This is a genomic window from Chromobacterium sp. Panama (assembly GCF_003052555.1).
Classification (GTDB): Bacteria; Pseudomonadota; Gammaproteobacteria; order Burkholderiales; family Chromobacteriaceae; genus Chromobacterium.
Genome location: NZ_QARX01000001.1, coordinates 5067738 through 5094135, shown reverse-complemented (window position 1 = coordinate 5094135; position 26398 = coordinate 5067738). Strand labels below are relative to the sequence as shown.

General features: G+C 68.6%; 24 protein-coding genes. 12 read left to right on the top strand and 12 right to left on the bottom strand.

What is annotated here, in order from left to right; translation table 11 throughout:
* Positions 1-234 precede the first annotated feature (234 nt).
* Complete coding sequence (locus tag DB032_RS22945) at positions 235-789, top strand: cysteine hydrolase family protein (RefSeq protein ID WP_107801490.1); 555 nt, start codon at positions 235-237, stop codon at positions 787-789.
* A gap of 21 nt (positions 790-810) precedes the next feature.
* On the top strand, positions 811-1197 hold the full coding sequence (locus tag DB032_RS22940) for a VOC family protein (RefSeq protein ID WP_107801489.1): 387 nt from the start codon (positions 811-813) through the stop codon (positions 1195-1197).
* Here DB032_RS22940 and DB032_RS22935 read toward each other — a convergent pair.
* From DB032_RS22935 to DB032_RS22880, 12 genes are read right to left on the bottom strand one after another with little or no spacing between them, the layout of a single operon-like run.
* Entirely contained in the window at positions 1121-2587 is a 1467-nt protein-coding gene (locus tag DB032_RS22935; protein WP_107801488.1) for a lipid II flippase MurJ, read from the bottom strand. The genes DB032_RS22940 and DB032_RS22935 overlap by 77 nt on opposite strands.
* 13 nt (positions 2588-2600) lie before the next feature.
* Positions 2601-3461, bottom strand: coding sequence for an acyltransferase (locus tag DB032_RS22930; protein WP_199225973.1), 861 nt, complete (start codon positions 3459-3461; stop codon positions 2601-2603).
* The gene (locus tag DB032_RS22925; RefSeq protein WP_199225972.1) at positions 3458-4885 is read right to left on the bottom strand and encodes an O-antigen ligase; all 1428 of its coding nucleotides are present in this window, start codon (positions 4883-4885) and stop codon (positions 3458-3460) included. The genes DB032_RS22930 and DB032_RS22925 overlap by 4 nt, the downstream gene beginning before the upstream one ends.
* Positions 4882-5985 carry a glycosyltransferase family 1 protein gene (locus DB032_RS22920; RefSeq protein WP_107801487.1) on the bottom strand — a complete coding sequence of 368 codons (1104 nt, stop codon included), beginning with the start codon at positions 5983-5985 and terminating at the stop codon, positions 4882-4884. The genes DB032_RS22925 and DB032_RS22920 overlap by 4 nt, the downstream gene beginning before the upstream one ends.
* Positions 5969-7210: a glycosyltransferase family 4 protein gene (locus DB032_RS22915; RefSeq protein WP_199225971.1), complete on the bottom strand. Its 1242-nt coding sequence runs from the start codon at positions 7208-7210 to the stop codon at positions 5969-5971. Before DB032_RS22915 ends, DB032_RS22920 begins: the two co-directional genes overlap by 17 nt.
* Positions 7207-8535 carry a cellulase family glycosylhydrolase gene (locus DB032_RS22910; RefSeq protein WP_107801486.1) on the bottom strand — a complete coding sequence of 443 codons (1329 nt, stop codon included), beginning with the start codon at positions 8533-8535 and terminating at the stop codon, positions 7207-7209. Before DB032_RS22910 ends, DB032_RS22915 begins: the two co-directional genes overlap by 4 nt.
* Positions 8528-9712 carry a glycosyltransferase gene (locus tag DB032_RS22905; protein ID WP_107801485.1) on the bottom strand — a complete coding sequence of 395 codons (1185 nt, stop codon included), beginning with the start codon at positions 9710-9712 and terminating at the stop codon, positions 8528-8530. Before DB032_RS22905 ends, DB032_RS22910 begins: the two co-directional genes overlap by 8 nt.
* Complete coding sequence (locus DB032_RS22900; protein WP_107801484.1) at positions 9709-11703, bottom strand: lipopolysaccharide biosynthesis protein; 1995 nt, start codon at positions 11701-11703, stop codon at positions 9709-9711. Before DB032_RS22900 ends, DB032_RS22905 begins: the two co-directional genes overlap by 4 nt.
* 27 nt (positions 11704-11730) lie before the next feature.
* Entirely contained in the window at positions 11731-12537 is an 807-nt protein-coding gene (locus DB032_RS22895) for a polysaccharide biosynthesis/export family protein (protein WP_107801483.1), read from the bottom strand.
* Positions 12538-12542: 5 nt separating this feature from the next.
* Positions 12543-13457, bottom strand: a complete 915-nt coding sequence (locus DB032_RS22890) for a glycosyltransferase family 2 protein (RefSeq protein ID WP_107801482.1) — start codon at positions 13455-13457, stop codon at positions 12543-12545.
* The gene (locus DB032_RS22885) at positions 13454-14917 is read right to left on the bottom strand and encodes a mannose-1-phosphate guanylyltransferase/mannose-6-phosphate isomerase (RefSeq protein WP_107801481.1); all 1464 of its coding nucleotides are present in this window, start codon (positions 14915-14917) and stop codon (positions 13454-13456) included. The genes DB032_RS22890 and DB032_RS22885 overlap by 4 nt, the downstream gene beginning before the upstream one ends.
* A gap of 7 nt (positions 14918-14924) precedes the next feature.
* The gene (locus DB032_RS22880; RefSeq protein ID WP_107801480.1) at positions 14925-16358 is read right to left on the bottom strand and encodes an undecaprenyl-phosphate glucose phosphotransferase; all 1434 of its coding nucleotides are present in this window, start codon (positions 16356-16358) and stop codon (positions 14925-14927) included.
* Between the two features lie 234 nt (positions 16359-16592).
* Between DB032_RS22880 and DB032_RS22875 the strand changes: the two genes are divergently transcribed.
* From DB032_RS22875 to DB032_RS22830, 10 genes are all read left to right on the top strand, one after another.
* Entirely contained in the window at positions 16593-16772 is a 180-nt protein-coding gene (locus DB032_RS22875) for a DUF3460 family protein (RefSeq protein WP_107801479.1), read from the top strand.
* A 63-nt stretch (positions 16773-16835) separates the two neighbouring features.
* Positions 16836-17504, top strand: a complete 669-nt coding sequence (locus tag DB032_RS22870) for a class I SAM-dependent methyltransferase (protein WP_107801478.1) — start codon at positions 16836-16838, stop codon at positions 17502-17504.
* Between the two features lie 122 nt (positions 17505-17626).
* A complete protein-coding gene (locus DB032_RS22865; protein ID WP_048408166.1) occupies positions 17627-18037 on the top strand; it encodes a biopolymer transporter ExbD in 411 nt (136 codons plus the stop codon).
* Positions 18034-18903, top strand: a complete 870-nt coding sequence (locus DB032_RS22860) for an energy transducer TonB (protein WP_107801477.1) — start codon at positions 18034-18036, stop codon at positions 18901-18903. Before DB032_RS22865 ends, DB032_RS22860 begins: the two co-directional genes overlap by 4 nt.
* Before the next feature lie 74 nt (positions 18904-18977).
* Positions 18978-20267, top strand: coding sequence for a Tol-Pal system beta propeller repeat protein TolB (tolB, locus tag DB032_RS22855; RefSeq protein WP_107801476.1), 1290 nt, complete (start codon positions 18978-18980; stop codon positions 20265-20267).
* A 14-nt stretch (positions 20268-20281) separates the two neighbouring features.
* Positions 20282-20809: a peptidoglycan-associated lipoprotein Pal gene (gene pal, locus DB032_RS22850; protein ID WP_107801475.1), complete on the top strand. Its 528-nt coding sequence runs from the start codon at positions 20282-20284 to the stop codon at positions 20807-20809.
* Between the two features lie 161 nt (positions 20810-20970).
* The gene (gene ybgF / locus DB032_RS22845; protein ID WP_107801474.1) at positions 20971-21717 is read left to right on the top strand and encodes a tol-pal system protein YbgF; all 747 of its coding nucleotides are present in this window, start codon (positions 20971-20973) and stop codon (positions 21715-21717) included.
* Between the two features lie 333 nt (positions 21718-22050).
* Positions 22051-23718, top strand: a complete 1668-nt coding sequence (locus tag DB032_RS22840; protein ID WP_146176773.1) for a hypothetical protein — start codon at positions 22051-22053, stop codon at positions 23716-23718.
* Positions 23719-23745: 27 nt separating this feature from the next.
* Positions 23746-25224 carry a S8 family peptidase gene (locus DB032_RS22835; RefSeq protein WP_107801472.1) on the top strand — a complete coding sequence of 493 codons (1479 nt, stop codon included), beginning with the start codon at positions 23746-23748 and terminating at the stop codon, positions 25222-25224.
* A gap of 320 nt (positions 25225-25544) precedes the next feature.
* On the top strand, positions 25545-26381 hold the full coding sequence (locus DB032_RS22830; protein WP_146176772.1) for a CPBP family intramembrane glutamic endopeptidase: 837 nt from the start codon (positions 25545-25547) through the stop codon (positions 26379-26381).
* The last annotated feature ends 17 nt before the right edge of the window (positions 26382-26398 follow it).

Here is a 26398-nt window from a genome sequence, read left to right as displayed (position 1 = left end):
GGCGGCGGCCCGCCCCCTCCCCGTTCGCCGCGCGGAAAGCGGCACCTAAATCATCATCCGCGCAGCGGACTCAACAGAAAAGCCCTCACAAATCACAGCGCAATCAAAGGAGGACACATCTCTCCGTGAAAGCAGATTCAACAAAGCAACCCTCTCCAAATACAGAGCAATCTATCGAACACCCCCGCCTCCCCTGCTACACTAAATCCCCGCCATGACCCCGGCATCCCCACCATGCACACCGCCCCCGCCCTCATCATCATCGACATGCAACAAGGCATGAGCCGCCCCGAAGCCGGCCCGCGCAACAACCCCCAGGCCGAAGCCAATATCGCCCAACTGCTGAACGCCTGGCGCCAGGCCGGCGCGCCGCTGGTCCACGTGCGCCACATCTCCCGCACCCCGGAGTCGCCGTTCTGGCCCGGCCAGCCCGGCGTCGAATTCCAGCCGGCGCTGGCGCCGCTGGCCAGCGAACACGTGATGGAAAAGAACGTGCCGGACGCCTTCGCCCACAGCGGCCTGGAACGCTGGCTGCGCGTGCGCGGCATCGAACAACTGCTCATCGTCGGCGTCAGCACCAATAACTCGGTGGAGGCCACCGCCCGCAGCGCCGGCAACCTCGGCTTCCACACCCTGGTGGCCGCCGACGCCTGCTTCGCCTTCGACAAGGCGGACTACGCCGGCACCCCGCGCAGCGCCGACGAGGTGCACGCGATGGCGCTGGCCAATCTGGACGGCGAGTACGCCCATATCGTTCAATGCGCCGACATGCTGCGGCAGCTGCAATAAACCCTGATCAGGAGCCCAACCATGCAATTCGCCTACACCATTCTCTACGTCTCCGACGTCGCCGCCTCGCTGGCCTTCTTTGAAAACGCCTTTGGACTGAGGCGCCGCTTCCTGCACGAATCCGGCGATTACGGCGAGCTGGACACCGGCGCCACCACGCTGGCTTTCGCCGCCCACCCGCTGGGCCGCAGCAATCTGCCGGAAGGCTATGTGGCGGCGGATGCCTCGCCGCTGCCGCTGGGCATGGAGATCGCGCTGACGACCGACGACGTGGCCGCCGCCCACGCCCAGGCCTTGCGCCACGGCGGCGTTGAGCTGCAAGCGCCCTCGCTCAAGCCCTGGGGCCAGACGGTGTCCCATTTGCGTTGTCCGGATGGGCTGCTGCTGGAGCTATGCTCTCCGATCTAAAACGCCAGCCCAGCCCCAACAGCAGCACGACTCCGGCCAAGGCGGCCAGCGCCAGTTGCGGCCACGGCCCGGAGCCGCGCAGCGGAAACAGCAAAAGACCGCAAGCCGCCAGCGCCAGGCCGGCCGCCGCGCCCTGGCGCGCCAGCCTTGGCAACAGGCCGTGCCCCAAGCGAGCGGCGAGCAGCGCGCCGGTCAGCCACACCCCGGCCAGCGTGGCCAGCGCCAGGCCGGGCAAGCCCAGCCAGCGTGGCAGCGTCAGCAGCAAGGCGGCGCTCAGCGCGCTGCCGGCCAGCTCCAGCGCCAGCGGGCCGCGGGTGTCGCCGCCGGCGTAGCAATAGCGCGCCAGCAGCGCGTTCCAGGCGCCAAACACAATGCCCGGCGCGTACAGCGCCAGCAGCAGCGGCAGGCCGCTCGCCGCCAAGCCGCCGGGCAGCAGCAGCGCCACCAGCGCCGGCGCCGCGCCGATCAGTCCGGCCGCCGCCGGCAGGGTCAACAGGGTGCAGGCGGCCAGGCCGCGTTCCAGCAGCCGCAGCCGGCCCGCGTCCTGCGCGCCGCTCATCTTGCTCAACAAAACCTGGTTCAAACTCATCAAGGCGATCAGCGGCAGATTGATCAGCTTGCGCGCCAGATTCAGCAGGGTAATCGTCCCCTCGCCCAGCAGCGAGGCGGCCAGGCGCTCCAACAAGCCCAGGCCCTGACTGGCGGCCCCGCTGGCCAGCAGCGGCCACAGCCGCCGCCAGACCTGCCGGACATCGCCGCGGCCAGCGCGCAGCCAGGGCCGCCAGCCCAGCCGCCAGTTGCCGGGCAGCAGCGCCGCCGCCATCAACCCGCTGCCGGCCAGAAAGCATTTCGCCAGCGTCGTCGCCGTCGCGGCCGGCCCGGCCCAATACAGGTAGAACACCGCCGGCAGATTGAACAGCAGCGAACCCAGCCCGGCCAGCAGGAAGCGGCCCTGCGCTTGCAGCGGCACCGCCAGCACCGCCTGGGCCAGCAAGCCGGGCGCCAGCCAGGCCAGCCAGCGCAGCGCGGCGGCGGCCAGCTCGGCGTGAGCGGCGCCGATGCCGGGCGCCAGCGCCCGCGTCAGCCACGGCGCGGCCAGGCTCAGCAATGCCGCCAGGCCCAGGCCGGCGCCCAGCCAGTGGCGCAGCTGGCCGGCCAGCCAGCCGCCGCGGCGTTGCGGCGCCTGCGCCTGCCACAAGGGCAGCAGCGCGGCGGACAACAGGCCGCCGGCCAGCAGGGTGCGCAGCGCTTCCGGCAGGAACATCGCCACCAGGAAGGCGTCGCTGCGGCCGCCGGCGCCCCAGGCGGCCACCAGCAGCCACTCGCGGGCGAAACCGGCCAGCAGGCCGGCCAGCGTGGCCAGGGTCAAGAGCGCGGCGGGACCGAACATGGACTCAGTGTCATTAATGGAACAGGGTGAACAGCCCTTTGCCGCCCACCTTGTAGTTAAGATCGCGCGGCCGCTCGCCCATGGGCTTGGCGCCGCTGCCGCCGACGATCTTGTACGGCGCCACTTCCTTGCCCACCACGGTGTTGGCGGTGACCACCGCGCCGCGGCCGATGCGCGCGCCGTGGCCGATCAGCGCGCCGGTGGCGATCCAGGCGTAGTCGTCGATATAGACCGGCGCGGACACCGACCAGAATTCCGGCGCGCTCAGGTCGTGACTGCCGGCGATGATCTTGGCGTAGGAGGCGATGGCGACGTGATCGCCGATGATCAGCCCGGCGCGCGCGTCCAGCAGGCAGTGCCAGGCCACGCAGCTGTCCGCGCCTATCACCAGATTGTTGACGCCCAGCACCTCGGTGTTGCGCCACACGCTGGAGCCCTTGCCGATGCGCGCGCCGCCCAGGCGCAGCCAGGCCAGCCGCAGGTGGTGGGACGGCAGCTTGTTGATCAGGATGTTGTAGCCCTGCTCCCAGGCGCGCAGCCAGCGGTCCTTGAAAGTGGCCCAGTTGAGACCGTAACGCGGCACCAGCTGGGTGGGCACTTCGTCGCGCAAGAGCGCGTAGAAGCGGCTAGCCAAGGGGTGCGGGATGCGGCTTTCCATGTCGACGGAGACGATGGACACGCGCGGTTCCGCGGCGTCGCCCTCCTCGAAGGCCACGTTGTTGGCCAGCATCCAGTCGTAGGCGGCGGCCAGTTCCGCCGCCGGCGCGCCCAGACGCGCGGCGTAGCCGTCCAGCCGCTCGCGCAGCGCGCTGCTGTGGTAAATGCGGTGGCGCAGCGTCAGCGCCGGCGCGGCGGGAAGATCGGTGGGTTTCATCGCGGTTTCGCTTTCGGATCAACGGTTTTCGGGCCGGAGGGCGCGACGGCGCTCAATAGCGGATCGCCGCGGCCGGCCAGCCGGCGCGCCGCTTGCAGATTGACGCCCATCAGCAGCCAGAACAGGCCGATCAGCACCATGGTGAAGCTGTAGTAGTGGTCGAACAGGCCGGTGAGCAGCGCCGCCAGCAAGCCGGACAGGGTGCCGAGCCAGATCGCGCGCTCCGGGTCCAGCGCGGACAGCGGGCCGCGCGGCCGCGCCTCGCGCCACCAGGCGACGGTGACGGCGACGAAGAGCAGCATGCCGGGCGCGCCCAGCTTGTAAACGTAATTGAGCCAGAGGTTGGAGATGCCGAGCAGGCCGCTGTCCGGCGGCGGCGGATCCACTTTGAAGCCCAGGCCCAGCGGATAGGCGCGCATCGCGTCGGGGAAGCGGCGGTATTCGTCCATGCGGATTTCCGTACTGGCGTTGCTGGCGGAAAACGTGGTGGCCAGGCGTTCCTGCAAGGGCGGATAGAACAAGACCAGGGCCAGGACCAGCGCCGCGGCCAGGCCGATGATGCGGCCGGCGTGCGGCGCGCGCCGCCAGCTCAGCCACAGCAAAACCAGCGCCAGGCTGACGATGGCCCCGCGCGAGATGCTGAACAGCAGGCCGGCCGCGCCCAGCAGCGCCACCGTCAGGCCCAGCAAGCGCCGCCAGCCGCGCTGCGCCAGGCCGTAGAAGAAGGCCAGCGGCAGGAAGAGCGCCAGCGCGCCGCCGGTGAGATTGGGATGCACCCAGGGCGAGGCCATGCGGGTGTAGTTGGCGGAGAAGATGTCGCGCACCGCTTCCGGGTGGGCGTAGCGCAGTTTTTCCAGCACCGGGATGAAGCTGTTGGCGTCGCGGTCCTTGAGGAAATAGCCGATGGACAGCAGCAGCATGGCCAGCGTGCCCAGCAGCAGCGTCACGATCAGGCGGTCGCGGCTGCGTTCGTCCGGCAGCAGCAGCGGCGCCAGAAACAAGGCGGACAGATTCAGCAGCCAGCGCGCCCAGTTGACCGGGCCGTTGCCGTCGGCCTGCACCATCAGCTGGCCCGCCAGAAACGGCAGCAGGCTGAAGGCCATCAGCCACAGCAGCAGCTCTTCGGCGCGGCCGCGCGGCCATTGCAGGAGGCCGACGGCCAGCCGCGGCAGCGCCCCCAGCCAGGCCAGGCCCAGCAAGGCCTCGGACACGGTGACGCGCACGCCCAGTTGCACCGTGGCGTAAGGCGCCAGGGTGGCGGCAAGGCCGAACAGCGCCAGTCCCAGCAAGGGCGCGCGCAGCACGGCGACGCCGGCGCAGGCGGCGGCCAGCGCCAGCGCGGCGGCGGCCGGGCTGAGCAGGGCCAGCAGGCCGCCGAACAACAGCCCGCAGCTCAGGGCGAGCGCGCGATTCAGCGGCGTCATGCCAGCAGCCTGTCCAGCAGTTGATCCACGCGGCGGCGGTAGGCGTCCATATCGTAGCGGCGCGCCCAGGCGCGGTTGGCGTCGACATCGCCGTCCGGCCCGGCCGCGGCCAGCCGGTGCATCAAGGCTTGCAGCTCGCCGCCGTCGTTGGGGGCGAAACGCGCCGCTTGCGGCGGCGCGACCTCGTCCAGCGCGGAGCCGGTGGCCACCGCCACCGGCGTGCCTTGCGCCAGCGCCTCGATCACCGGCAGGCCGAAGCCTTCGGCGTAGGACGGCTGCCATAGCCGTTCCGCCCCCGCGTACACCGCGCTCAGCATGGCGTCGTCCAGATCGCTGAGCCAGATCAGGCCGTCCAGCCGCCGCAGCTCCGCCGGCAGGTCTTCCGGCCGCGCCACCAGCGCCAGCGCCGGCAGGTCCGGCTGGCGCTGACGCGCTTTCCGCCATTGCTCGACGAACCAGGGCATGTTCTTGCGCGGCTCGCGCGCGCCCACCGCCAGCCAATAGCGCGCCGGCAAGCCGGTCGGCGGCTCCGCGGCCGGCCTTGCCGGCTGCGGCACCGCGTTGGGCAGCAGCGCCAGCTTGGCGCGCTGGCGCGGGAACAGCCGCGCGGCGGCGTCGGCGGTGAATTGCGACGGCGTCCAGACCGCGTCGGCGCGTTGCAGGGAGCGCGCGGTGCCGGCCCAATCGATCACGCGATAGGCCAGCGCGCGCAGCAGGCTGACGTGGTAGTTGTCCAGGGTCAGCTGGAACACGTCGTGCAACAGCATGGCGTAGCGCACGCCGCCGGGCGCGCGCCAGGGCGGCAGCCCGGTGTTGGCGGTGGCGATGTAAAGATCCAGCCGCCGGGCGCGGATGGCCTGCGGCAGAAAGCGGCATTCGAAATGCCAGCGCTCGCGCGGGCGATGCAGCCCGTCGGCCGGGCTGGGCCGCGCCGGGCATTCCGCCAGCCTCCGGTGGGGATGGTCGGCCGGACAGGCGGTGAAACGCAGCACTTCCACGTTCGGCCGCGCCGCCAGCGCGGCCTCCAGCGCCAGCACTTGCCGCGCGATGCCGGAGCGCGGCGCGGCGGTCACCGGGCGGTAGTCAATTCCGATGCGCATGTCTCAGCTCCCGGTACAAGGTTTCCAGCTGGTCGGCGGCGATGGCCCAATCGTGCCGCCGCCGCACGAATTCGCGCCCGGCCCCGCCCAGGCTGGCCGCGCGCTCCGGCCGGCTCAGCAGCGCGGCCGCCGCCTCCGCCAATTGCTCGGCGTCGTCGCCGCGCAGGTATTCGCTGTCGGGACGCAGGTCCAGCCCGGACGCGCCCTGCGGCGTGCTCAGCAGCGGCAGGCCGGCGGCCAGCGCCTCCAGCACCTTGAGCTTGGAGCCGCCGCCCTGGCGCAGCCCGGCGATGAAGGCCGCGGCGCGGCGCTGCTGCGTCGGCAGTTCCGGCACGAAGCCCAGCCACTCCAGCCGCGCGTCCGGCCAGCGCCGCGCCCAATCCTCCGGCATCGCGTAGCCGCATATCGCCAGCCGCGCCCGCGGCAAGCGCCGCCACAGCCTAGGCATCACTTCCGCCGCCAGCCAGACGGCGGCGTCGCGGTTGGGCGGGTATTCGAAATTGCCGACGAAGAGCAGACGCTGGCTGGCGTAATCCGGGCGGACTTCGGCGAAGGCGTCGGCGTCCACGCCGTTGATCACCACGTCCACCAGCCGGCCGCTGTGCTGGGCCATCGCCGCGGCGTCCTCCCAGGTGACGGCGGCGACGCGCTCGGCGGCGTTCAGCGCCAGGGCCGCCCAACGCCGGTAACGCCAGCGGTCCCACCAGACGAAGGGCGCGCACCAGCGCGGCAGATGCTGATAGGTGGCCGCGCCCAGTTCGGACTCGACATTGTGCTCGGTCAGCAAAAAGGGCTGACGGCGGCGGTCCAGCGCTTCCAGGAAGGGCTGCAAGCCGTAGCTGTGCTCGATCTGCACCACGTCCCACCGCTGGCGCAGCAGGCCGTCGAAAGTGCGGCTCAGATCAGGCGACAGGCCGTTGACGCTGGCCAGCATCGGGTAGGGCCCCAAGGCCGCCGCCAATAGCGTCAGCGGGTGCTTCAGCGGCCGGCGCGGCAGCACGATCAGCCGTTCCACAATGCCTTCCAGCTGGCGGCGGCAGGCCTCGCTGGCCGGTTCCTTGCTCTGCACCAGCAAGGTGATGCGGTGGCCGCGCGCCGCCAAGGCGCGCAGCAGCTGGAACTGGCGCAGCTTGCCGCCGCTGGTGGTGGGCCAGGGCAGATACGGCAGGGTCCATAGAATGCGCAGCGGCGGGCAGCCGCCAAGGGAAAGAGAGGCCGGCTTCATTCTCGCCACTCCAGGATTTGCAGCTGCGGCTTCACCGCCACGCTCAGGCTGTCGCCGGCGGCGCTCAAGGCCGCGCTGCTTCCGCTCAAGGGCTGGCGCAGCGTGGCGCGGGCGACGCCGGGCAAGCGCGCCGCGCCGCCGTTCGCGCTCCAGAACATCCACAGGCGCGCGCCGTCCGGCTTGCGCCAGGCGATGCTGTACAAACCGTCCGGCGCGGCGTCCAGGCGCGGCGGCGACGCCGGCTCCAACCGCGGGCCGGTGATGGCGAGAAAGCGCGCCAGCGCCTTGTAGGCGGGCTTGGGCTTGCCGTTCAGATCCAGCAAGCCGTAACCGCGGTCGCGCGCGCTGGCGCGCTGGTCCAGATCGGACAGCGCGAATAGAAAGACGCGGTCGTAGTCCAGCGCGCTCATCAGCGCCAGCCGGCGCAGTAAATAATCCGCCTGGCCGTCGCGGCCGATGATCTCCTGCTCTTCCTTGGGGCCGGCGTAGCTGGACCAGCCCCATTCGGTGGCCCAGATGCCCGGCGCCTTGACCTGGCGCAGCCGGGCGTTGATCTGCTGAGCGCGCAGCACGAAGTCCCGCGTTTTAGGATCATCGCCCTCAGGCTGCTGGCTGTAGGGATGGTAGGCGACGATGGTTTTCAGATTCAGCGTGCCCTTCTTGCCCAGTTCCTCCAGCATCAGGCCGCCGCGCACCGGCATCTGGCTGTAATAAGCCATGCCGGCCATCACCACCGGCTTGCCCGGCGCCGCGGCGCGCAGCGCTTCCGCGCTGGCCTGCAACAAACGGCCGTAACCTTCCGGGCTGGGCAGCGGCCGCCAGAAGCCGGGCAGGTTGGGCTCGTTCCACACCTGCCAGGCGTCCACCGCCGGATAGCGCTTGGCCAACATGGCCATGCGTTTGGCGAACACCTTGTCGTCCTTGGGCGGGTACTGGTCGCTGGAACCAAGCAGCGGCGGCACGCTGCTGGCGAAGGGCGCCGATCCCACCAGGTAGAACACCGATTTGAGCTTCTGCGCCTTCAGCGTGTCCACCAGCTGATCCAGCGGCGCGAACACGAACTGGTTTTCCTTGGGTTCGTGGCGGTCCCAATGCAGGTCCACCCGCACCCAGCTCAGGCCCAGCGATTTGAGCTGCTGCATCTGGCGCTGGTATTGCTCCGGCGTGAACCAGAGGAAGTGCGCGTTGACGCCGAGAAAGTCGCGCCACACCACCGGCCGGCCGGCGGTCAGCTCGGTGGTTTCGGCGCGCGGGCCGGCCGCGGCCAACGTCAGCGCCGCCGCCAGGACCAGCGTCCGCCACGCCGCGCCGCGCGCGCTAGCCATGCGCCCTCTCCCCCAGCGCGGTCTGGAACATGCGCAGAAACTGCGTCGCCACGCGCGGCCAGGCGCGTTCCCGCCCCAGGCTGCGCGCCTGTTCGCTGTGCAGACGCAAGCGCTCGGGCTGACGCAGCAGGCTGATCAGGGTCCGGGCCAGCGCCGCGCTGTCCCCGCGGGCGTAGACCTCGCCGTTGCCGAAGGAGGCCTCCTCGGCCAGCGCGCGCGCGTCGGAACAGACCACGCCGCGGCCGCAGGCCACGGCCCAGGACAGCGCGCCGCTGGCGCCGCACATCCGGCCCAGCAAGGCCAGCTTCCACGATTCCCGATACGGCAGCACCATGGCGTGATGGGCCTGGATCAGGCCGGGGATGTCGGTGGCCGGCAGGTCCGGCCGCCACTCCAGCATGTCCCGATGCAGCCCCAGCAAGATGGCTTGCTGGCGCAGGGATTCCAGATAAGAGCCGGAGCGGCCGAAGGCGACGTCCGGCGCCACCCCGCCCGCCAGGGTCAGCCGCACCCGGTCCCGGGTGTCCGGTTCTTGCTGCAGCAGGGCCAGCGCGTCCAGCACATCCTCTATGCCCTTGCCCTGGTAGATGTAGCCGAAGTACAGCAGCCGCAACGGCCCCTGCGGCGGCAAGGCCGGCAGCGGTTCGGCGGCGATTTCGCGATTGCCGTGCGCAATGTGGAACACCCGGCCGGCCGGCAAGCGCATCCGCCGGGCCAGGCCTTCCGCGCCGGTGGCCGTCAGCGTCACCAGCCGGGTCAAGCGCCGCGCCAGCCGCCGCTCGCGCGCCAGCGTCAGCGGGGCGGCCAGCAAGGCCGCGGCCTGGGCCAGCGGGCGCGGCAGCCGCCGCGGCAAGCCGGGCGGCCGCCAGACCAGGCGTTCCGGATCATGGACGGTGGCCGTCAGCCTCAAGCCCGGCTGATGGCGCGCCAACCACTCCAGCGCCATGAATTCGCCGCAGCGGCCGCCGCCCAGTTCCGCGTGCACCAGATCGAAACGCCGCCAGTCCACGTTCTGCATCTGCCAGGACAGTTCCAGCGCGTTGAGCGCCAGCGGCTGCCCGTCCAGCGGGGAGACGACGCTGACGCCTTCGTCTTCCAAAGCCCGACGCCAGGCGTCGGCGTAGTCGGCGATGCCGTTTTGCTCCGACGGCAGCGGAGCCAGCAGGGCGATCTTCATCGGCCTTCTCCTTTCCAACGCGCCGCGCCTCTCAACACGGCGGCGGGGATTTCAAAACGGCGGCGGTTGAGCACGATGCCGTCTACCTGTCCGAACGCGGCGCCCAGGATGGCCAGCGCGTTTTCCACCACCGGCACCGTGGAGGCGCGCGCCTCCACCACCAGCAAGATCAGATCGGCGCGCTTCAGCTGCACGAAGGCCTGCTGATTGTCGAGCAGCGCCGGCGCTTCGATCAGCGCCACCTCGCCGGCGGCGACGCGCGCGTCCCCGGCGGCCAGCCGCGCCGGCACGCCGCGCTCGGCCAGCACCCGCAAAAAATGGCCGGCGACGAAGCTGACGCCCTCGCCGCGCCGCGACGACGCCAGGCCGATGACCAGGCCGTCCCGCGCCAGCTTGTCGGCCGGCAACTGGCTGTACAGGCGATAGACGCTGGCCTCGAAGGCCGGCGGCGGGGTCCGCCCCGGCTCCAGCTCCATCAGCGTGCTCCACAGCGGCACGCCGAAACGGCGCTCTACGCCGCCGCCGTCGTGGATGCGTTGGTCCAGCAGATAGCACAGGTAAAGGGCGAACAGGCCCACCGCCAGACCCGCCGGCGCCGCGGCCAGCAGGATGGCCAGGCTCTTGGGAAACACTCGCGCCGGGCTGAAAGTGGCCTGCTCTATCACCGCGATATTGCTGATGCGGCTGTTGTCCAGCTCACGGTCTATGCGCGCTTTTTCCAGGCTGTCGCGGTAGAGCAGGTAGTTCTTTTCCGCCACCGCCAGATTGCGTTCCAGCCGCGACAGCTCCGGCTCCACGCCGAGAATGCGCGCGCGCTCGTCCTTCAGCTCGGCGATGGCCTTGTCGTAAGCCGTCACCTTGGCCTTCAGTTCGCCGGCGCGCATGCCGCGCTCCAACTTGCCGCGCTCCAGCAGATTGACGAGATCGCTGGGCGCGCGGTTTTCCGAGCGCTGCACCGTGTCTTTTTCCCGGGCGATCAAGTTTTTAAGCGCGGCGATGTTTTCATCCAGCTCGCGGATGGGCAGCGCGTCCGGCAGATAGGTCTTGAGCTTGTCCAGCCGTTCCAGCTCCAGGCCGTTGAGCTTGAGCTTGAGGTCTTGCCGCGCCGGGTTCAGGCTCAGTTCGCGCTCCTTGACGATTTCGCGCGGCAGCTTGCCGCCGCTGGCCTGGGCGTTGGCGATGCCGCCCTGCATCGCCGTCCACTCCGCCTGATCGGCGCTGCGCGCCGCCTCCAGCTTGTTGAGCTGGTCGGTGAGGCTGTCCAGACGCTCCTTGGAGCTGATGCCGTCGATCTGGCGCAATTGCTGGCCGATCCGCTCCTTGTAGCCGGCGATCTGCTCGGCCAGCTTGCCGCTTTCGGTTTCGTAAAACGCGTACAGGCTTTTGCGCCCCAGCGCGCGGCTGCGCTCGTCGATATACAGCGCCAGCCATTTGTTCAGCACTTGCCGCGCCACCGCCGGATCGTCCCAGCTGAAAGCGATTTCCATCACCGCCGAGCCGCTTTGGTGGCTGACGCTGAATTGCTTTTCCAGCTTGGCGGCCAGCCGCTCCTGCGGCGTCTGCGTTTCCACCACCCCGATCAGGGCCAGCGCGTCGCGCGCGCCGTCCAGCACAGCGCCGGCCGCCTGCTTTAGCCGATGCTTGACGGTTTTCCACCAGCCTTGCGGCGGCGGCGAGCGCATCTCGTTCAGGTAGTAGTCGGCCACTTGGTGGATGATGGGGCGGCCGGTCAGCAGCTTTTCCTCGTCGACGATGGGATCGCGCTGAGTGCTGGGCGCCACCAGCGTCTGACGGTCGGCGTATTCGATCGGCAACGTACTGGTGTCGCGGCCGGGTTTGACCAGCAGCCGCGCTTCGGATTCGTAGCGGGCCGGCAGCAGGAAGGCGCCCAGCGCCGCCACCAGCACGGTGGCGACGAAGGCCCATTTGAACTCGCGCCGGAAGATGAAGAACAGGCGGGCCAGGTCGCGGAAGGAGCGGATTTCTATCATATCGCTATCGCCGGTGCGGACCAGGGGCTAGCCGCCGGCCTTGATGGTGGGGTTGTTCTGGATGTTGACGTTGTTGCTGCCCTTGCCGCCCAGGTCATAATTCAGTCCTATGCCTATCGCCTTGGAGAAGGGCAGCAGCTGGTTGACGTACATGTCCACGCCTTCCACCGCCTTGCCGATGGCGGACTTGGGCACGAACACGATGTCGCCGCGCTGCAGCATCACCCCGCGCCGTCCGGCGGCCGGGTCCAGCATCCGCGCCAGATCGGTGAAATAAATCTGATACAGGCCGGTCTCGTCCATGCGCAGCAGCGCCACGTGCTCGCTGTCGGCGGACGGCAGCACGCCGCCGGCGCCGATCACCGCCTGTTCGATGCTGGCGGCGGCGCTCAGCTCGAAGGCGGACGGATTGCGCACCGCGCCGCCGACGAAGACGCGGTTGCCCGGCGCGATGGCGATGTTGACGGTGACTTGCGGCTGGCGGTACAGCGCGGACAGCCGCTCGGTGATCTCCGCCCCTATCTCCTCCGGCGTGCGGCCGCCGCCGCGGACCAGGCCGGCGTTGGGATAGGAAAAGCTGCCGTCCGGGCGCACGAAGAACAGCGCCATCTCGTCTTTTTCCGCCGGGGATTGCGCGTCGCGGACGATGCGCAGGGTGTCGCCGTTCATCACCCGCGTCGTCGGCGGCGGCAATTGGCTGATGTCGCGCAGCGCCAGCCGCCGCGCTTCCACGGTCTTGGCGTCCGGCAGCGCGATGGTGCTGGGGGTGGAACAGGCCGTCAGTCCGCCCACAAGGGCGGACAACAAGACGGCGGCGAGCTTGGCGGTGGTCATCGCGTTCATTTCCAATAAGCGGGGAACATGCTGAGGCGGCGCTTGAGCGCGCGCGGCAGCCAGCGTTCGACATGGCCCAGCCGGTAGCCGGCCAGCTTGAGCGCGCAGCGCAGCAGCACTTCGGACTGCCGCCAAGGCTGGCCGGCGCGGCGGACCGTCTCCAGTTCCGAACGCACAAAGCGCCGCCCTTCCGCGCCGGCGCGGCCGAAGCGTTCGGCGATCCAGCGCTCGCGGCCGTAGAACACGCCGATGTCGAAATAACGGCGCATTTCCTCCCACAGCCCGTAATCGTGGGAATGGTGGACGCAGGCGGCGGCTTCGTAGCGCACCGACCAGCCGGCCAGCAGCATGCGGCCGGCGACGTGGGCGTCTTCGGAGCCGATCACGTCCACGGGGAAACCGCCCACCCCGCGCAGCGCCTCGCGGCGATAAGCGGCGAAGGAGTCCGAGCTGAAACAGGTCTTGATGCCCAGCTCGGCGGCGTCGGCCAGCCGCTTGGTGCGGCTGAACGGCGGATAATTGAAGCGGCGCGCGTGCGCGCCCAGCAAGCCGGCGTCCGGCTGCGGCAGTTGACGGCCGTAGGCGACGCCGATGTCCTCCTCCGCCAGCAGCGCGTCGCGCAAGCGGCGCAAGGCGTCGGGGCCGGCGGGAATGGCGTCCTGGGTCAGATAGATCAGCACTTTGGCGTCGGTCAGCTCGCTGGCCAGCCGGCGGGTGCCGCCGTGATTGAAGTCCGCGGCGCGCACCGGCACCACGCTGGCGCCGGCGGCCAGCAGGCGCGCCCGGCTGCCGTCGCTGGACTCGCTGTCCAGCACCAGCCATTCGTCCGGGCGCAGGCTTTGCGCCGCCAGCGCCGGCAGCAGCCGGTCCAGATGGCGGCCGGCGTTGCGCACCGGCAGGATCAGCGCGGTTCGGCTCACGGCGCGGCCTCCGAACGGCCGTAGTCGTCGGCGAAGCGCACGATGTCGTCCTCGCCCAGGTATTCGCCGCTCTGCACCTCGATCAACACCAGATCGATCAGGCCGGGATTGCTCAATCTATGGGTTTCGCCGGCGGGAATGAAGGTGGATTCATTGGTGTGCAGCAAGCGCTCTTCTTGGCCGTGGGTCACCATCGCCGTGCCGCTGACCACGATCCAGTGCTCGCTGCGGTGATGATGCATCTGCAAGGACAATGCCGCGCCGGGCTTCACCACAATGCGCTTGATCTTGTAGCGCTCGCTGTCCGCCAGCACGGTGTAATGGCCCCAGGGCCGCTGCGAGCTCAGGTGCAGCCGCCAGGCCGGGTGGTTCTGCTCCTGCAGCCGCCGCGCCAGCTCCCGCACGTCCTGGCTGCGCTCGCGCTTGGCCACCAACAAGGCGTCCGGGGTGTCCACCACCGCCAGATTGTCCACGCCCAGCATCGCGATCAGCCGGCCGCGGCTCTGGATGAAGCAATCATGGCTGTCCCGCAGCAAGGCGTCGCCGCTGACGCGGTTGCCGTCCGCGTCGGCCGGGAACTGCTCGGCCAGGCTGTCCCAGTTGCCGATATCGCTCCAGCCCAGCTCGCAGCGCACCACCGCCGCGGCGCGGGTATGCTCCATCACCGCGTAGTCGATGGAAATGTCCGGGCAGCGGCCGAAGCGCTCATGCTCCAGCGCGCGCAGCCTGTGGTCCGCGTGCGGGGACGCCGGGCTGTGCGCCAGGCAGTCCCGCACCGCCGCCAGCACCTGGGGCGCGTGTTCGGCCAGCTCTGCGCACAGCGCGGCGGCGGAAAAACAGAACATGCCGCTGTTCCACAGATGACGGCCGCCGGCCAGATAGCTCTCGGCGGCGGCGCGGTCCGGCTTTTCCACGAAACGCGCCACCTCCTGGCCGTCGACGCCGATCGCCGCGCCGGCCTCGATATAGCCGAAGCCGGTTTCCGCGCGGCTGGGCGTCAGGCCGAAAACGACGATGCGGCCGGCGGCGGCCAGCCGCGCGGCCTTCTCCACCGCGGCGGCGAAAGCGGCTTCGTCGGCGATCAGATGATCCGCCGGCAACGCCAGCAGCAGCGGATCGGCCTCCGGCTCGCGCTCCAGCAGGTCCGCGGCCGCCGCCGCCAGCGCCGGCGCGGTGTTGCGCCCTTCCGGCTCCAGCAGCAGCTCCAGCGCCAGTCCGCCGGCGTTGACCGCCCGGCATTCGTCCAGGGTGCGCAGCTGCGCCTGCTGATTGGTGATGATCATCACCCGTTTCACCCCCGGCAGGCGCGCGGCGCGCAGAAAGGCTTTCTGCAACAGGCTCTGATCGTCGGCCAGCCGGATGAAGGGCTTGGGAAACGCTTGCCGGGACACCGGCCACAAACGGGTGCCGGCGCCGCCGGACACGATGCAGGGAATCAGTTCTGGTCTTGGGCTTTGCATGGCGGCCTCAATAGGCTTCGTCGGCCGAGAGCACGGCCGGCAGGGTGCGGATCAGGATGTAGGCGTCGAACCACAGCGACCAGTTCTCGATGTATTCGAGATCGTGCGCCACCCGGCGCTCTATCTTGGTCAGCGTGTCGGTCTCGCCGCGGTAGCCGTTGACCTGGGCCCAGCCGGTAATGCCCGGCTTGACCCGGTGGCGGGCGGAATATTCCGCCACCGCGTCCTCGAACAAGACGCCGGCGGCCTTGGTGGCGGTGGCGTGCGGACGCGGCCCCACCATGGACATGCTGCCGCCCAGCACATTGAGCAATTGCGGCAACTCGTCCAGGCTGGTCTTGCGGATGAAACGGCCGACGCGGGTCACGCGCGGATCGCTGCGCGTGGTTTGCGCCTCGGCGTCCGCGTCGGCCTGCTCCACGTACATGGAGCGGAATTTGTAGACCTCGATCAGGCGGTTGTTGTAGCCGTAGCGCCGCTGCCGGAACAACACCGGCCCCGGCGAGTCCAGCTTGATCGCCGCGGAGATCAACAACATCAGCGGCGCGGCCAGCGTCAGCGCGCAAGCGGCCAGCAACACGTCCTCGCAGCGCTTGAGCAAGGGCGACCAGCCCTTGAGCGGCCGCTCGGAAATATTGAACATGGGCAGCCCGGCCACCGCGCTCACCCGATGATGGGCGTGCCGCAAGCCCGCCATGTCCGGCGCCAGCAGCACCGTCACCGGCAAGCGCCGCAGCAGGCTGACCAAATCCCCCATCCGCTTGACCGCCGCCCAGGGCAGCGCCACCAGGATTTGCTGCACCTCGCCCTCGCGCACCATCGCCTCCAGCCGCTGCATGCCGCCCAAATAGGGCAGGCCGGCCATCGCGTGCTGCAAACGGTCGGAGCGGTCGTCGACAAAACCAATCACGCAAGCGCGGATGTCCGCGTTCTCCCGCAGGAAACCGGCCAGCAAGTGGCCGCTGGCGGTACAGCCCAGAATCACCGTGCGTTGCAGGCCCACGCCGCGGCGCACCAGCCGGCGGCACCAGACATGCACCAGCAAGCGCTGCGACAGCAAGAGCGTCAGCGTCGCCGCGAACCATACCGGCCACAGCCGGTCCGGCAAGGCCGCCAGCGCCGGCGACAGCCCGCGCGCCAGCCACAAGACCGCAAACAGCAGCGCGCACGCCGCGGCCAAGGGCCGCAAACGCAGCTGACGCAGAAACATGCCGCCGCCGTAGACGCCAAAGGCCTGAAAAGACAGCAAGGCCAGGACGCCGGCAAGCAGCAAGACCTGCACGGCCTGCCCGCGGGCCTCCGCCGAAACCGGCTCAAGCAGCAGCAAAACGCAGCCGGGCGCCAACACCATCGCCAAATGCGTCAGCCGAGCCAGCAGCCGCAGATAGGTCAAGGTCTCGGGGTAGAACTGCACCAAGCTGTCCACATTGCGAATTCGCATCACATAAACCGTTAAGTTTAATTTGCTTAAACAAAAACGCCTTTTCAGTTTAAAATTTTGCTTAAATGTCTTTAAATCTTTTACGCAATATCGCAGCAAAGCCTCTTCGACGCAACCAGATTTGCGTTACATTTTGAAATCTGTTGTCAAAAAGAATGTAAAGCGGGCGCTCAAGCTGACTGCGCGGCGATTTATCGATTAAAATCACGACATCACCCCAGAAGGAACGATGCGATGTATCAGTCCGATTTCACCCAATTCATCAACGGCTTCCTGGAAGAGCATCCGGAAGTGGACAGCCAGCGCCGCGACCTGCGCCTGACCCTGTGGGATCGTCAAGTGAACGCCGACGACCAGAAACGCTGGAAAGAATCCCGCGTGCCGCAGCAGCCCTATGTCTACCAGCCGGAATAAGCCCGGCTCCCCGCCTGACCCGACGCCCGCGCCGCGGGCGTTTCCGATTGCACTGCACACCCCATGACCAGCCGCACCGTGGCGCTAGACGGCGCCTTGCATGATTACCTGCTGAACATCAGCCTCAGCGAACACCCGGTGATGCGCGATCTGCGCGAATTCACCGCCACCCACCGCATGGCCAAAATGCAGATCGCGCCGGAACAGGGCCAGTTCATGGCCTGGCTGGCGCAGCTGATAGGCGCGCGCCGCTATCTGGAGATCGGCGTATTCACCGGTTACAGCGCGCTGGCGGTGACGCTGGCGATGCCGGAAGACGGCCGCACGCTGGCCTGCGACGTCAGCGAAACCTTCACCGCCGTCGCCCGCGACTACTGGGCCCGCGCCGGCGTCGCCGAGCGCATCGAACTGGTGCTGCAACCGGCGCTCGCCACCCTGCGCCAACAGCTGGACGCCGGCCAGGCCGGCCAGTACGACCTGGCCTTCATCGACGCGGACAAGCCTGCCTACCGCGACTACTACGAAGCCTGCTTGCAGCTGGTGCGCCCCGGCGGCGTGATCGCCATCGACAATATTTTCCTGTCCGGCCGCGTGGTGGAGCCCAAGCCGGAAGACCCGCCCGGCGTGCATCTGATGCATGAATTCAACGCCGGCCTGAAGCACGACCCGCGCATCCGCATGTGCGTGCTGCCGGTGGGGGATGGGCTGACCCTGTGCACGCGGCTGGCCTGAGCCCCACAGGCGACCGTGGCCATGAACTTTTCATGATCCGCCGCGGTCTGATCCGCTTCCCCCGGACACCTAGACCGGAGCCCGGTGTATCATGACCGCTTGCCAACGCTAACAGACGCTCCATGCTCAATCGCCGTCCCCGCCGCCAGATGAACCAGATGAACGTCGTGCCTTACATCGACGTGATGCTGGTGCTGCTGGTCATCTTCATGGTGACCGCGCCGATGTTCACGCCCGGCGTGATCGAAGTGCCCAGCGTGTCCCAGGCCACCAGCATCGACACCCGTCCGCTGGAAGTGACCGTGGACGCCCAGGGCAAGATCCAACTGATAGACAACGACCGCAAGACCGACGTCGCCTCCGTCGCCGACCTTGCGGTGCAAATCCAGGCCTTGGGCGCGGCCGAACGCCCGGTGGCCATCTCCGCTGACGCCAACCTCAAGTACGCCGAAGTGGTGCAGATCGCCGACAAACTCCACCAGGCCGGCGTCAAGCGCGTGGCGCTGACGGTCAAGCAGCAGAAGCAGGGATGATGGCCGCAGTGTCCACCTCGCCGCGTCCTTGGTCGCTGATCGTTTCGGTACTGCTGCACGTCGCCGTGGTCGGCCTGCTGCTGTGGGGCGGCTTCCATTCCCAAACCCTGCAGGAACAGGCGCCGGTGGCGCTGGAGCTGTGGACCACCGCGCCGCCGCCGCCCGCGCCGGCCGCGGTGGCCGAACCCAAGCCCGCGCCGGTGGCGGAACCGCCGCGCCCCGCCGTGGCCGAGCCGCCGGCCGACGTCAACCTGGGCCGCGGCAAGAAACCGCCGGAACCGCCCAAGCTCAAGCCGGAACCCAAGCCCGAGCCTAAACCGGAGCCCAAGCCGGAACCGGCGAAGAAGCCCGAAGCGAAAAAAGCGGACAAGCCCGCCGAGAAAAAACCGGAGGCCAAAGCGCCGCCGGCGCCGGCCGCCAAACCGCAGGCCAAGCCCAAACCGTCCAAAACCTACAACCCGGAAGCCGACGATCTGCTGGCCAGCCTGGACAACCCGCGCACCAGCGGCAAGGCCAATGCGCGCAGCGATCAGGCCGGTTCGCCCAACGGCGTGGCCGGCGGCGCGGCCAACGGCTCGTCGACGGCCAAGGCCGGCTGGATCAGCCGGGTCAAGGCCAAAGTCACCCCGCTGGTGCAAGTGCCGCCGGAACTGAGCGGCAACCCCAAAGTGGTGTTGCAGGTCAGCCTGCTGCCCTCGCTGGAAGTGAACCGGGTGCAGCTGCTGCAAAGCAGCGGCAGCAAGGCTTACGACGACGCGGTGCAAAGGGCGATCTGGGAAGCGAAAACCTTCCCGGCGCTGCCGCCCGGCGCCAATTTCAACGATGGCTACCGGCAGTTCAAGATGGAGTTCCGGCCCAAGTCATAAGGCGGACCAAACACAAGCCATGATGGACCGGCTGCGGCGTCGCCTCATGCCGATAGACTGATTCGAGGGAACTAATGTCCAGCTTCAAAACTCTGTTGAATATGCTGCTCGTCACGCTGGGCCTGATGGCCGCAGGCGGCGCGCAAGCGGAAATGACCATCGAGATCGTCGGCGGCGGGGCCAATCGCCACGCCATCGCCATCGCGCCGTTCAAGGACGAAGCCAACGCCCAGGGCGGCCTGAGCCCGGTGATCAAGAACGATCTGACGATTTCCGGCGTCTTCCGCATGGTGGACGCCGCCAGCGTGGCCAATACGCCGTTTGAGCCCGCCGACATCCGCTACCCGCTGTGGCAGGCCGCCGGCGCGCAGTCCGTCGCCATCGGCAAAGTGGAGGCCGCGGGCGGCGGACAGTTGAAAATCAGTTTCCGGCTGATGGACGTCGCGCAGAAGAAGCAGCTGACCGGCGGCGAATTCACCGTCACCCCGGACCGCACACGCCAGGTGGCGCACGCGATCGCCGACATGATTTACGAGGCGATCACCGGCCAGAAAGGCTTCTTCAACACCCGCATCGTTTACGTGCTGAAGACCGGCGGCAGCTATCTCTTGCAAGTGGCGGACGTGGACGGCGGACGCGCCCAGACCATTCTGCGCTCCAGGGAGCCCATCATCTCCCCCAGCTGGAGCCCGGACGGCGGACGCATCGCCTATGTGTCGTTTGAAAGCAAGAAGCCGGTGGTCTGGGTGCAGAGCCTGGCCACCGGCCAGCGTTTCGCCGCCGCCAACTTCAAGGGCAGCAACTCCGCGCCGGCCTGGAGCCCGGACGGCGGCAAGCTGGCGGTGGTGCTGACCACCAGCGGCAATTCGCAGATTTACGTGATCAACGCCAACGGCGGCGGCGCGCGCAGGCTGATGTACAACGGCGGCATCGACACCGAGCCCACATGGAGCCCGGACGGCGGCAGCTTGTACTTTGTCTCCGACCGCGCCGGCGGCCCGCAGATTTACCGCGTGTCCGCCGATGGCGGCAACGCCCAGCGCGTCACCTGGGAAGGACGCTACAACGTGTCGCCCAAGGTGTCGCCGGACGGCAAGACCCTGAGTTACATCCGTCGCGAGGGAGGCAACTTCCGCGTGATGGCGCAAGACCTGGCCACCAACGACAGCCGCGCGCTGTCGGACAGCGGCTACAACGAACGCCCAAGCTTCGCCCCCAACGGCCGCATGGTGCTGTACGCCAGCGACGCCGGCGGCAAGAGCGTGTTGTACGCCGCCACCACGGATGGCAGCAGCAAAGTGAAATTGGCCGTGATCAACGGCGATGTACAGGACCCGGCTTGGGGCCCATTTAATCGTCCTTAATTGGAGCTATTGATATGAACTGGAAACAACTCGTCCTCGGCACCGCCACCGTTACCCTGCTGGCCGCCTGCGCCAGCACCAAACCGGCTGACACCACCGCCGGCACCCAGCAGCCCACCACGCCGCAGACCACCGCGCCGGTGGACACCGGCAGCGGCAACCAGAACCAGGTGTCCGTGGATCCCTTGAACGATCCCAACAGCCCGCTGGCCAAGCGCAGCGTCTACTTCGGCTTCGACTCCTCCTCCGTTGACGCCAGCGGCAAGCCGGTAGTGGAAACCCACTCCGCCTACCTGAAGCAGAACGCTGACAAAAAAGTCATCATCCAGGGCAACACCGACGCCCGCGGCAGCCGCGAATACAACCTGGCCCTGGGTCAGCGTCGCGCCGAAAGCGTGAAAAAGGCGATGGAAGTGCTGGGCGCCAAGGAAAGCCAGCTGGAAGCGGTCAGCTTCGGCAAGGAAAAACCGCGCGCCACCGGCAACACCGACGCGGACTTCGCCGAGAACCGTCGCGCCGACATCGTGTACCAAGGCCACTAAGCCCAAACCGCCGGCCCGACTCAGGGCCGGCTTTTACAGCCGGACATCGGGCGGATGCGTTTTCACGCGCTTGCCGTTAAGATATCCGGCTGTATTCATTGCCACCCACCTTACAAGCGTCGTCCCCTCCGGGCCGGACGGCGGGACATCCCGGGACAACCATGAAACGGCTCACCCTCTGCAGCGCGCTCTTGCTGGTTCTCACCGGCTGCGCCACCACCGGCGATCTGGAAGAAACCCGCCGCCAGCTGGACCAAGTCAACCGCCAGGCGTCCACCCGGCTCAATGAAGTGGAAAGCAAGCTTTCCAATGAAAAGCTGTTGGAAATGGTCAGCCAGCTGGAAGCGATGAAGGCTGAAGTGGCCAAGCTGCGCGGCGACGTGGAAGTGCTGAACTACAATCTGCAAACCACGCAGAAGCGCCAGAACGACCTGTACAACGATCTGGACGGCCGATTGGGCCATCTGGAGAACAGCGGCGCCAAGCCCATGCCCGCCACGCACGGCGACGCGGCCTCCGGCTCCGCGGACGGCGGCGCCGCCACCAGCCCGGATTACGACAAGGCGCTGAACCTGCTGCGCGCTCGCGACTTCGCCAAAGCCGCCGACGCGCTGCGCGGCTTCATCGAACAAAACCCGCAAGCGCCGCAAGTGGCGGAAGCCACTTACTGGCTGGGCGTATCCCACACCGCGCTGCGCCAATACGACGCCGCCATCGACATCCATCGCCGCTTCGTCGAGCAGTTTCCGGACAACCACTTCGCGCCGGAAGCCCTGCGCAATATCGGCAATTGCCAGCGCGATCTAGGCCAGATGGACCAGGCCAAAGCCACTTACAAACGCCTGATCAAACTGTATCCCAAGACGGATTCCGCCCAAAAAGCGCGCCAACAACTGGCAAAAATGTAACACCCCGGCCGGCTCCCCTCCGGCCGTCATGCCCCATTTTGAAGCCAGCCCGCCGCGGCTGGCTTTGTCTTCCGCGTCGTTTCCGTCGCCGGCAAATAGCTGATTTTTCAATAAAAAATTAAAACACAAATAATTATAACCAATGGTTATCCGCTCGCCGCACCAAAATGGCGCAGCGCTCCGCCTCCCCCTCCCTCCGCCGCCTCCGCTCCCGCTTGCCTTATCCATGCGTTTTCTCTACCAAACATGCTTATCGCATGACAATATATTCGTTCTGGGTTTAAACCCAGGATAAAAATACAAACGACAAGATCTACAAAGGAGTTACCCGTGATGAGAACCACACAAGCAAGCGGAACCCAATGGTTCCGGCTTGGCGCTATCGCCGTGGGCGTAGCGCTGATCGGCGGCCTGTCCGGCTGCGAAGACGACGGCAGCGGCAGCCAGCCCGGCGACGGCTCCAGCCATCATGGCGGCAGCGGCCGCCTGGCGGTGGACATCTTCGGCAACCGCGGCGGCGTGCTGACCGCGGTGCCCAGCGGCCTGTGCCTGGGCCAGCCCCGCGTGCAATGGAGCAACGGCGCCCGCGGCTTCAGCGCCGAAGACAGCGCGCCGGACCAGCCGCTGACCGCCACCGTCAGCTGCGCGCTGACCAGCGCCAGCCAGACCCTGGTGCCGCAGAACGTGTTCAGCGCGCCGTCGGTGTTCGCCGTGCTCAAGGCGGACCGCACGCTGGCGGTCTGGGGCAGCCGCCGCCTGGGCGGCGACACCTCCGCCCTGCCCGCCCAACCCAAGGACGTGGTGGCGGTGGCCGGCAATGAACGCGCGATGGCCGCGCTGCAGGCCGACGGCACCGTCGTCGGCTGGGGCCGCGCCGGCTCCGGCGCCAGTTTCGCCGGCCCGGTGGGCGTAGGCAGCGCCGACGCCACCTCCCCGGTGGCGCCGCTGGGCAAGATCGCCAAGCTGTGGCCCACCAAACGCGGCTTCGTCGCGCTCAACGGCGACGGCAGCGCCACTAGCTGGGGCAATATCGAAACCACCTTCGACGGCAGCGGCGGCTCCAAATCCATCTCCTCCTACTTCGACGCCGCCCGACTGGCCGCGCTGAAGGACGTCGCCAGCGTCAGCCACAATCTGGGCGCGGTGGCGGTGCTGAAGAAGGACGGCAGCGTGCTCGCCTTCGGCGATCCCAATTCCGGCGGCGACGCCTCGCCGCTGGCCGCCAAACTCAACAATGTGGCCAGCATCGCCGCCACCGATTACAACTTCGCCGCGCTGAAAAAAGACGGCAGCGTGGTGGTGTGGGGCCTGAACTGGGACGGCCAGACCAGCGACTACTACGACGGCAGCGAGCCCATGCCCGCCGGCGTCAGCGCCGTGCAGACCAACCTCAACGTCTTCGCCGCGCTGAAGCAGGACGGCTCGGTGGCCACCATCGGCAGCGCCTACTTCGACCGCGGCGCCGACACCGGCCCGGTGGCCGGCAACCTGGCCGGCGTGGCCAAGCTCTACGCCAGCAAGACCGCCTTCGCCGCCTTGCGCAAGGACGGCAGCGTGGTCACCTGGGGCGACAGCGCCCGCAACGACGCCAGCGGCGTGCAACACCAGCTCAACCGCGTGCGCGCCATCGCCTCCACCGAGCTGGCCTTCGCCGCGCTGCGTCAGGACGGCAGCGTCGTGACCTGGGGCGACGAACTGCGCGGCGGCGACAGCAGCGCGGTGCGGCACCGCCTGCGCGATGTGGTGGCCGTGTTCGCCAACGACTACGCCTTCGCCGCCTTGAAGGCCGACGGCAGCGTGGTCACCTGGGGCGCGCCCACCCACGGCGGCGACAGCTCCGCCGTCCGCTCGCGCCTGGTCAATATCCGCGCCATTTACAGCACTCCGCTCGGCGGCTTCCTCGCCGTGGCCAAGGACGGCAAGTTCGTCGCCTGGGGCAGCCCGTCCGCCGGCGGCAATGCCCCGGCCGGCCTCGCCGCCATCCCCTACGTCAAGAACTAAGCCGTCGCCGCATTGGAGCAATAACACATGAACCGCAAAACCTCGCTGTCCCTGCTGACCGCCGCGCTGCTGGCCGGCGCCGGCGCCGACATCGCCGCCGCGGCGCCCTCCGCCGCCGGCATCACCGGCATCATCGTCAAATACCACAGCGTCTCCCAGCTGCAACTGACCCAGGCTCGCATCGCCAACGGCGGCCGCGCCCCGTCCAGCCGCCCGGCGGATTTCGCCGCCCGCACCCAACGCGTGCAGCAACTGAGCGGCAGCCCGCTGCAATTCCATCACCAGATGGGCACCGGCGCCTACGTCTATCAAAGCGGCAAGGCGATGAGCGTGGCCGAAGCCCAGACCCTGGCGCGCAAGATCCAGCAAGACCCGGCGGTGGAATACGCCGAGCCGGACTTCGTCATGAGCCCCAACTACCTGCCCAGCAGCCCGCTCTACGCGGCCAAGCAATGGGATATGCAGGCTAGCGCCGGCGAACCGGGCGCGATGAACCTGCCGGCCGCCTGGGACCTGTCGCTGGGCGCCGGCGTCACCGTGGCGGTGCTGGACACCGGTTACCGTCCGCACGCCGACCTCAAGCCCAATCTGCTGGAACCGGGCTACAACTTCATCTCCGATCCCAAGCGCGCGCGCCTGCCGGCGGTGGCGCAGACCAATGCCGACGGCAGCCCGCTGCTGGACAGCAACGGCCAACCGGTGCAAAACGCGCGCACCAACAACGGCCTGGATCAGGGCGATTACAGCGACGGCAGCCTGTGCCGCGCCGGCAACAGCAGCTGGCACGGCACTCACGTGGCCGGCACCATCGCCGCGGCCGCCGGCGACGCCAACGGCCTGACCGGCGTGGCGCCCAAGTCCAAGCTGCTGCCGCTGCGCGTGCTGGGCCAATGCGGCGGCGCCAGCTCGGACATCGCCGACGCCATGCTGTGGGCGGTGGGCGCCACCGTGCCCGGCGCGCCGGTCAACGCCAATGTGGCGCGGGTGCTGAGCATGTCGCTGGGCGGCGCCCAGCCGTGCAGCCGCACCTACCGCGACGCCATCCAGCAGGTCAACGCCCGCAACGGCGTGGTGGTGGTGGCCGCCGGCAACGCGATGAAGAACGTGCGCAACACCAACCCGGCCAGCTGCCCCGGCGTGATCACCGTCGCTTCCAACGGCAAGTCCGGCGGCATCGCCTCCTACTCCAACTACGGCGCGATCACCACCGTCACCGCGCCGGGCGGCGATCTCAACAGCGGCGACCCCGGCATCTACTCCACGCTGAACAGTGGTACTACCGTGCCGGGCGCGGACAGCTACGCCGCCTTCCAGGGCACCTCCATGGCCACGCCCCACGTGGCCGGCCTGGTGGCGCTGATGCTGTCCTCCAACCCCAGCCTCAACTGGAAAGCGGTGCGCAACATCCTGATCAAGACTGCCCGCCAACCGGCGGCGGATTGCGAAGGTTGCTCCGCCGGCATCACCGACGCCGCCGCCGCGGTGCGCGCGGCCAAAGCCAACTAAGCCGGCCGGCGGTCGGCGCCCCGGCGCCGGCCGCCGGTTCGCTTGCGGCTTCCTTTCCCTGCACACCGGGAGCCTGCCGCCGCGGCTCTGGCCCAAAACCAGACGGCGGCGGCTTTTTTCTCAACGCTTTCAGGGCGCGCTTACGATCTCGCGAACCAAGACATGACATGGCGTTGCGGTGGGGAAAGCGGAATGCACACACGGTACATGAGCATTTTGAATGCCATACTCACCGTGCCACGTCTCACGACGCGCAGCAGATCGTAAACAGGTTCTTAGGTATCATTCAGTATCCAAACCCATCCCGCCGCGAGCCCGCCATGCCTCTGCCCACCCCGCCCCTGCCGGATTCCCTATCCCTTGCCGCCTTCCTCCTATTGGCCCTGGCCTTGCTGGCCGAAAGCCTGCGCCTGCGCTGGCCCTCCCGCCTGGCCGCGCTCAGCAGCGCCGGCGTCGCCGTCGCCTGCGGCCTGGTGCAGCCCTTGGGCGCCGCGGCCCTCCTCGCCGCCCTCGCCGTCAGCCTGGCCGCGCGCCACTACCGGCGGCCGGAGCTGTGGCTGGTCTGGATCGCGCTGCTGCTGGCGCTGGCGCTGCACGCCTTGCCCGGCTTCGACAACCCCTTGCTGTGGCAGGGCCTGAGCACGCCGAACAGCGCGCCCTACCGGCTGTACTGGAGTTACGACAAGGGCGCCGCCGGCTGGCTGCTCTTGATGGTGCTGGCCGCCAGCCCGCAAGTGGAGCGGCGCTGGGGCCCGGCGGCGGCCGGCGTCGGCGCGCTGCTGCTGCTGGTCGTGCTGGGCCTGGCCAGCGTGGCCGGCGTCATCGCCTGGGCGCCGAAATGGCCGCATTGGCTGCTGCCCTGGCTGTTCGCCAACTTCTTCCTGGTTTCGCTGGCCGAGGAAGCCTTCTTCCGCGCCGGCCTGCAACGCTGGCTGGAATTGCGCACCGAACCCTTTCCCGCCCTGATGGCCGCCGCGGTGGCCTTCGGCCTGGTCCACGTCGCCGGCGGCTGGGTCTGGGTGGGGCTCGCCACCCTGGCCGGCCTGGGTTACGGCCTGGTCTACGCCGCCACCCGCCAGGTCTTGTGGGCGGTGCTGGCCCATGTCGCCTTCAACGCTGTGCACCTGATTCTGTTCACTTATCCGCGGCTGATGTGATATGCCCTAAGTACCTT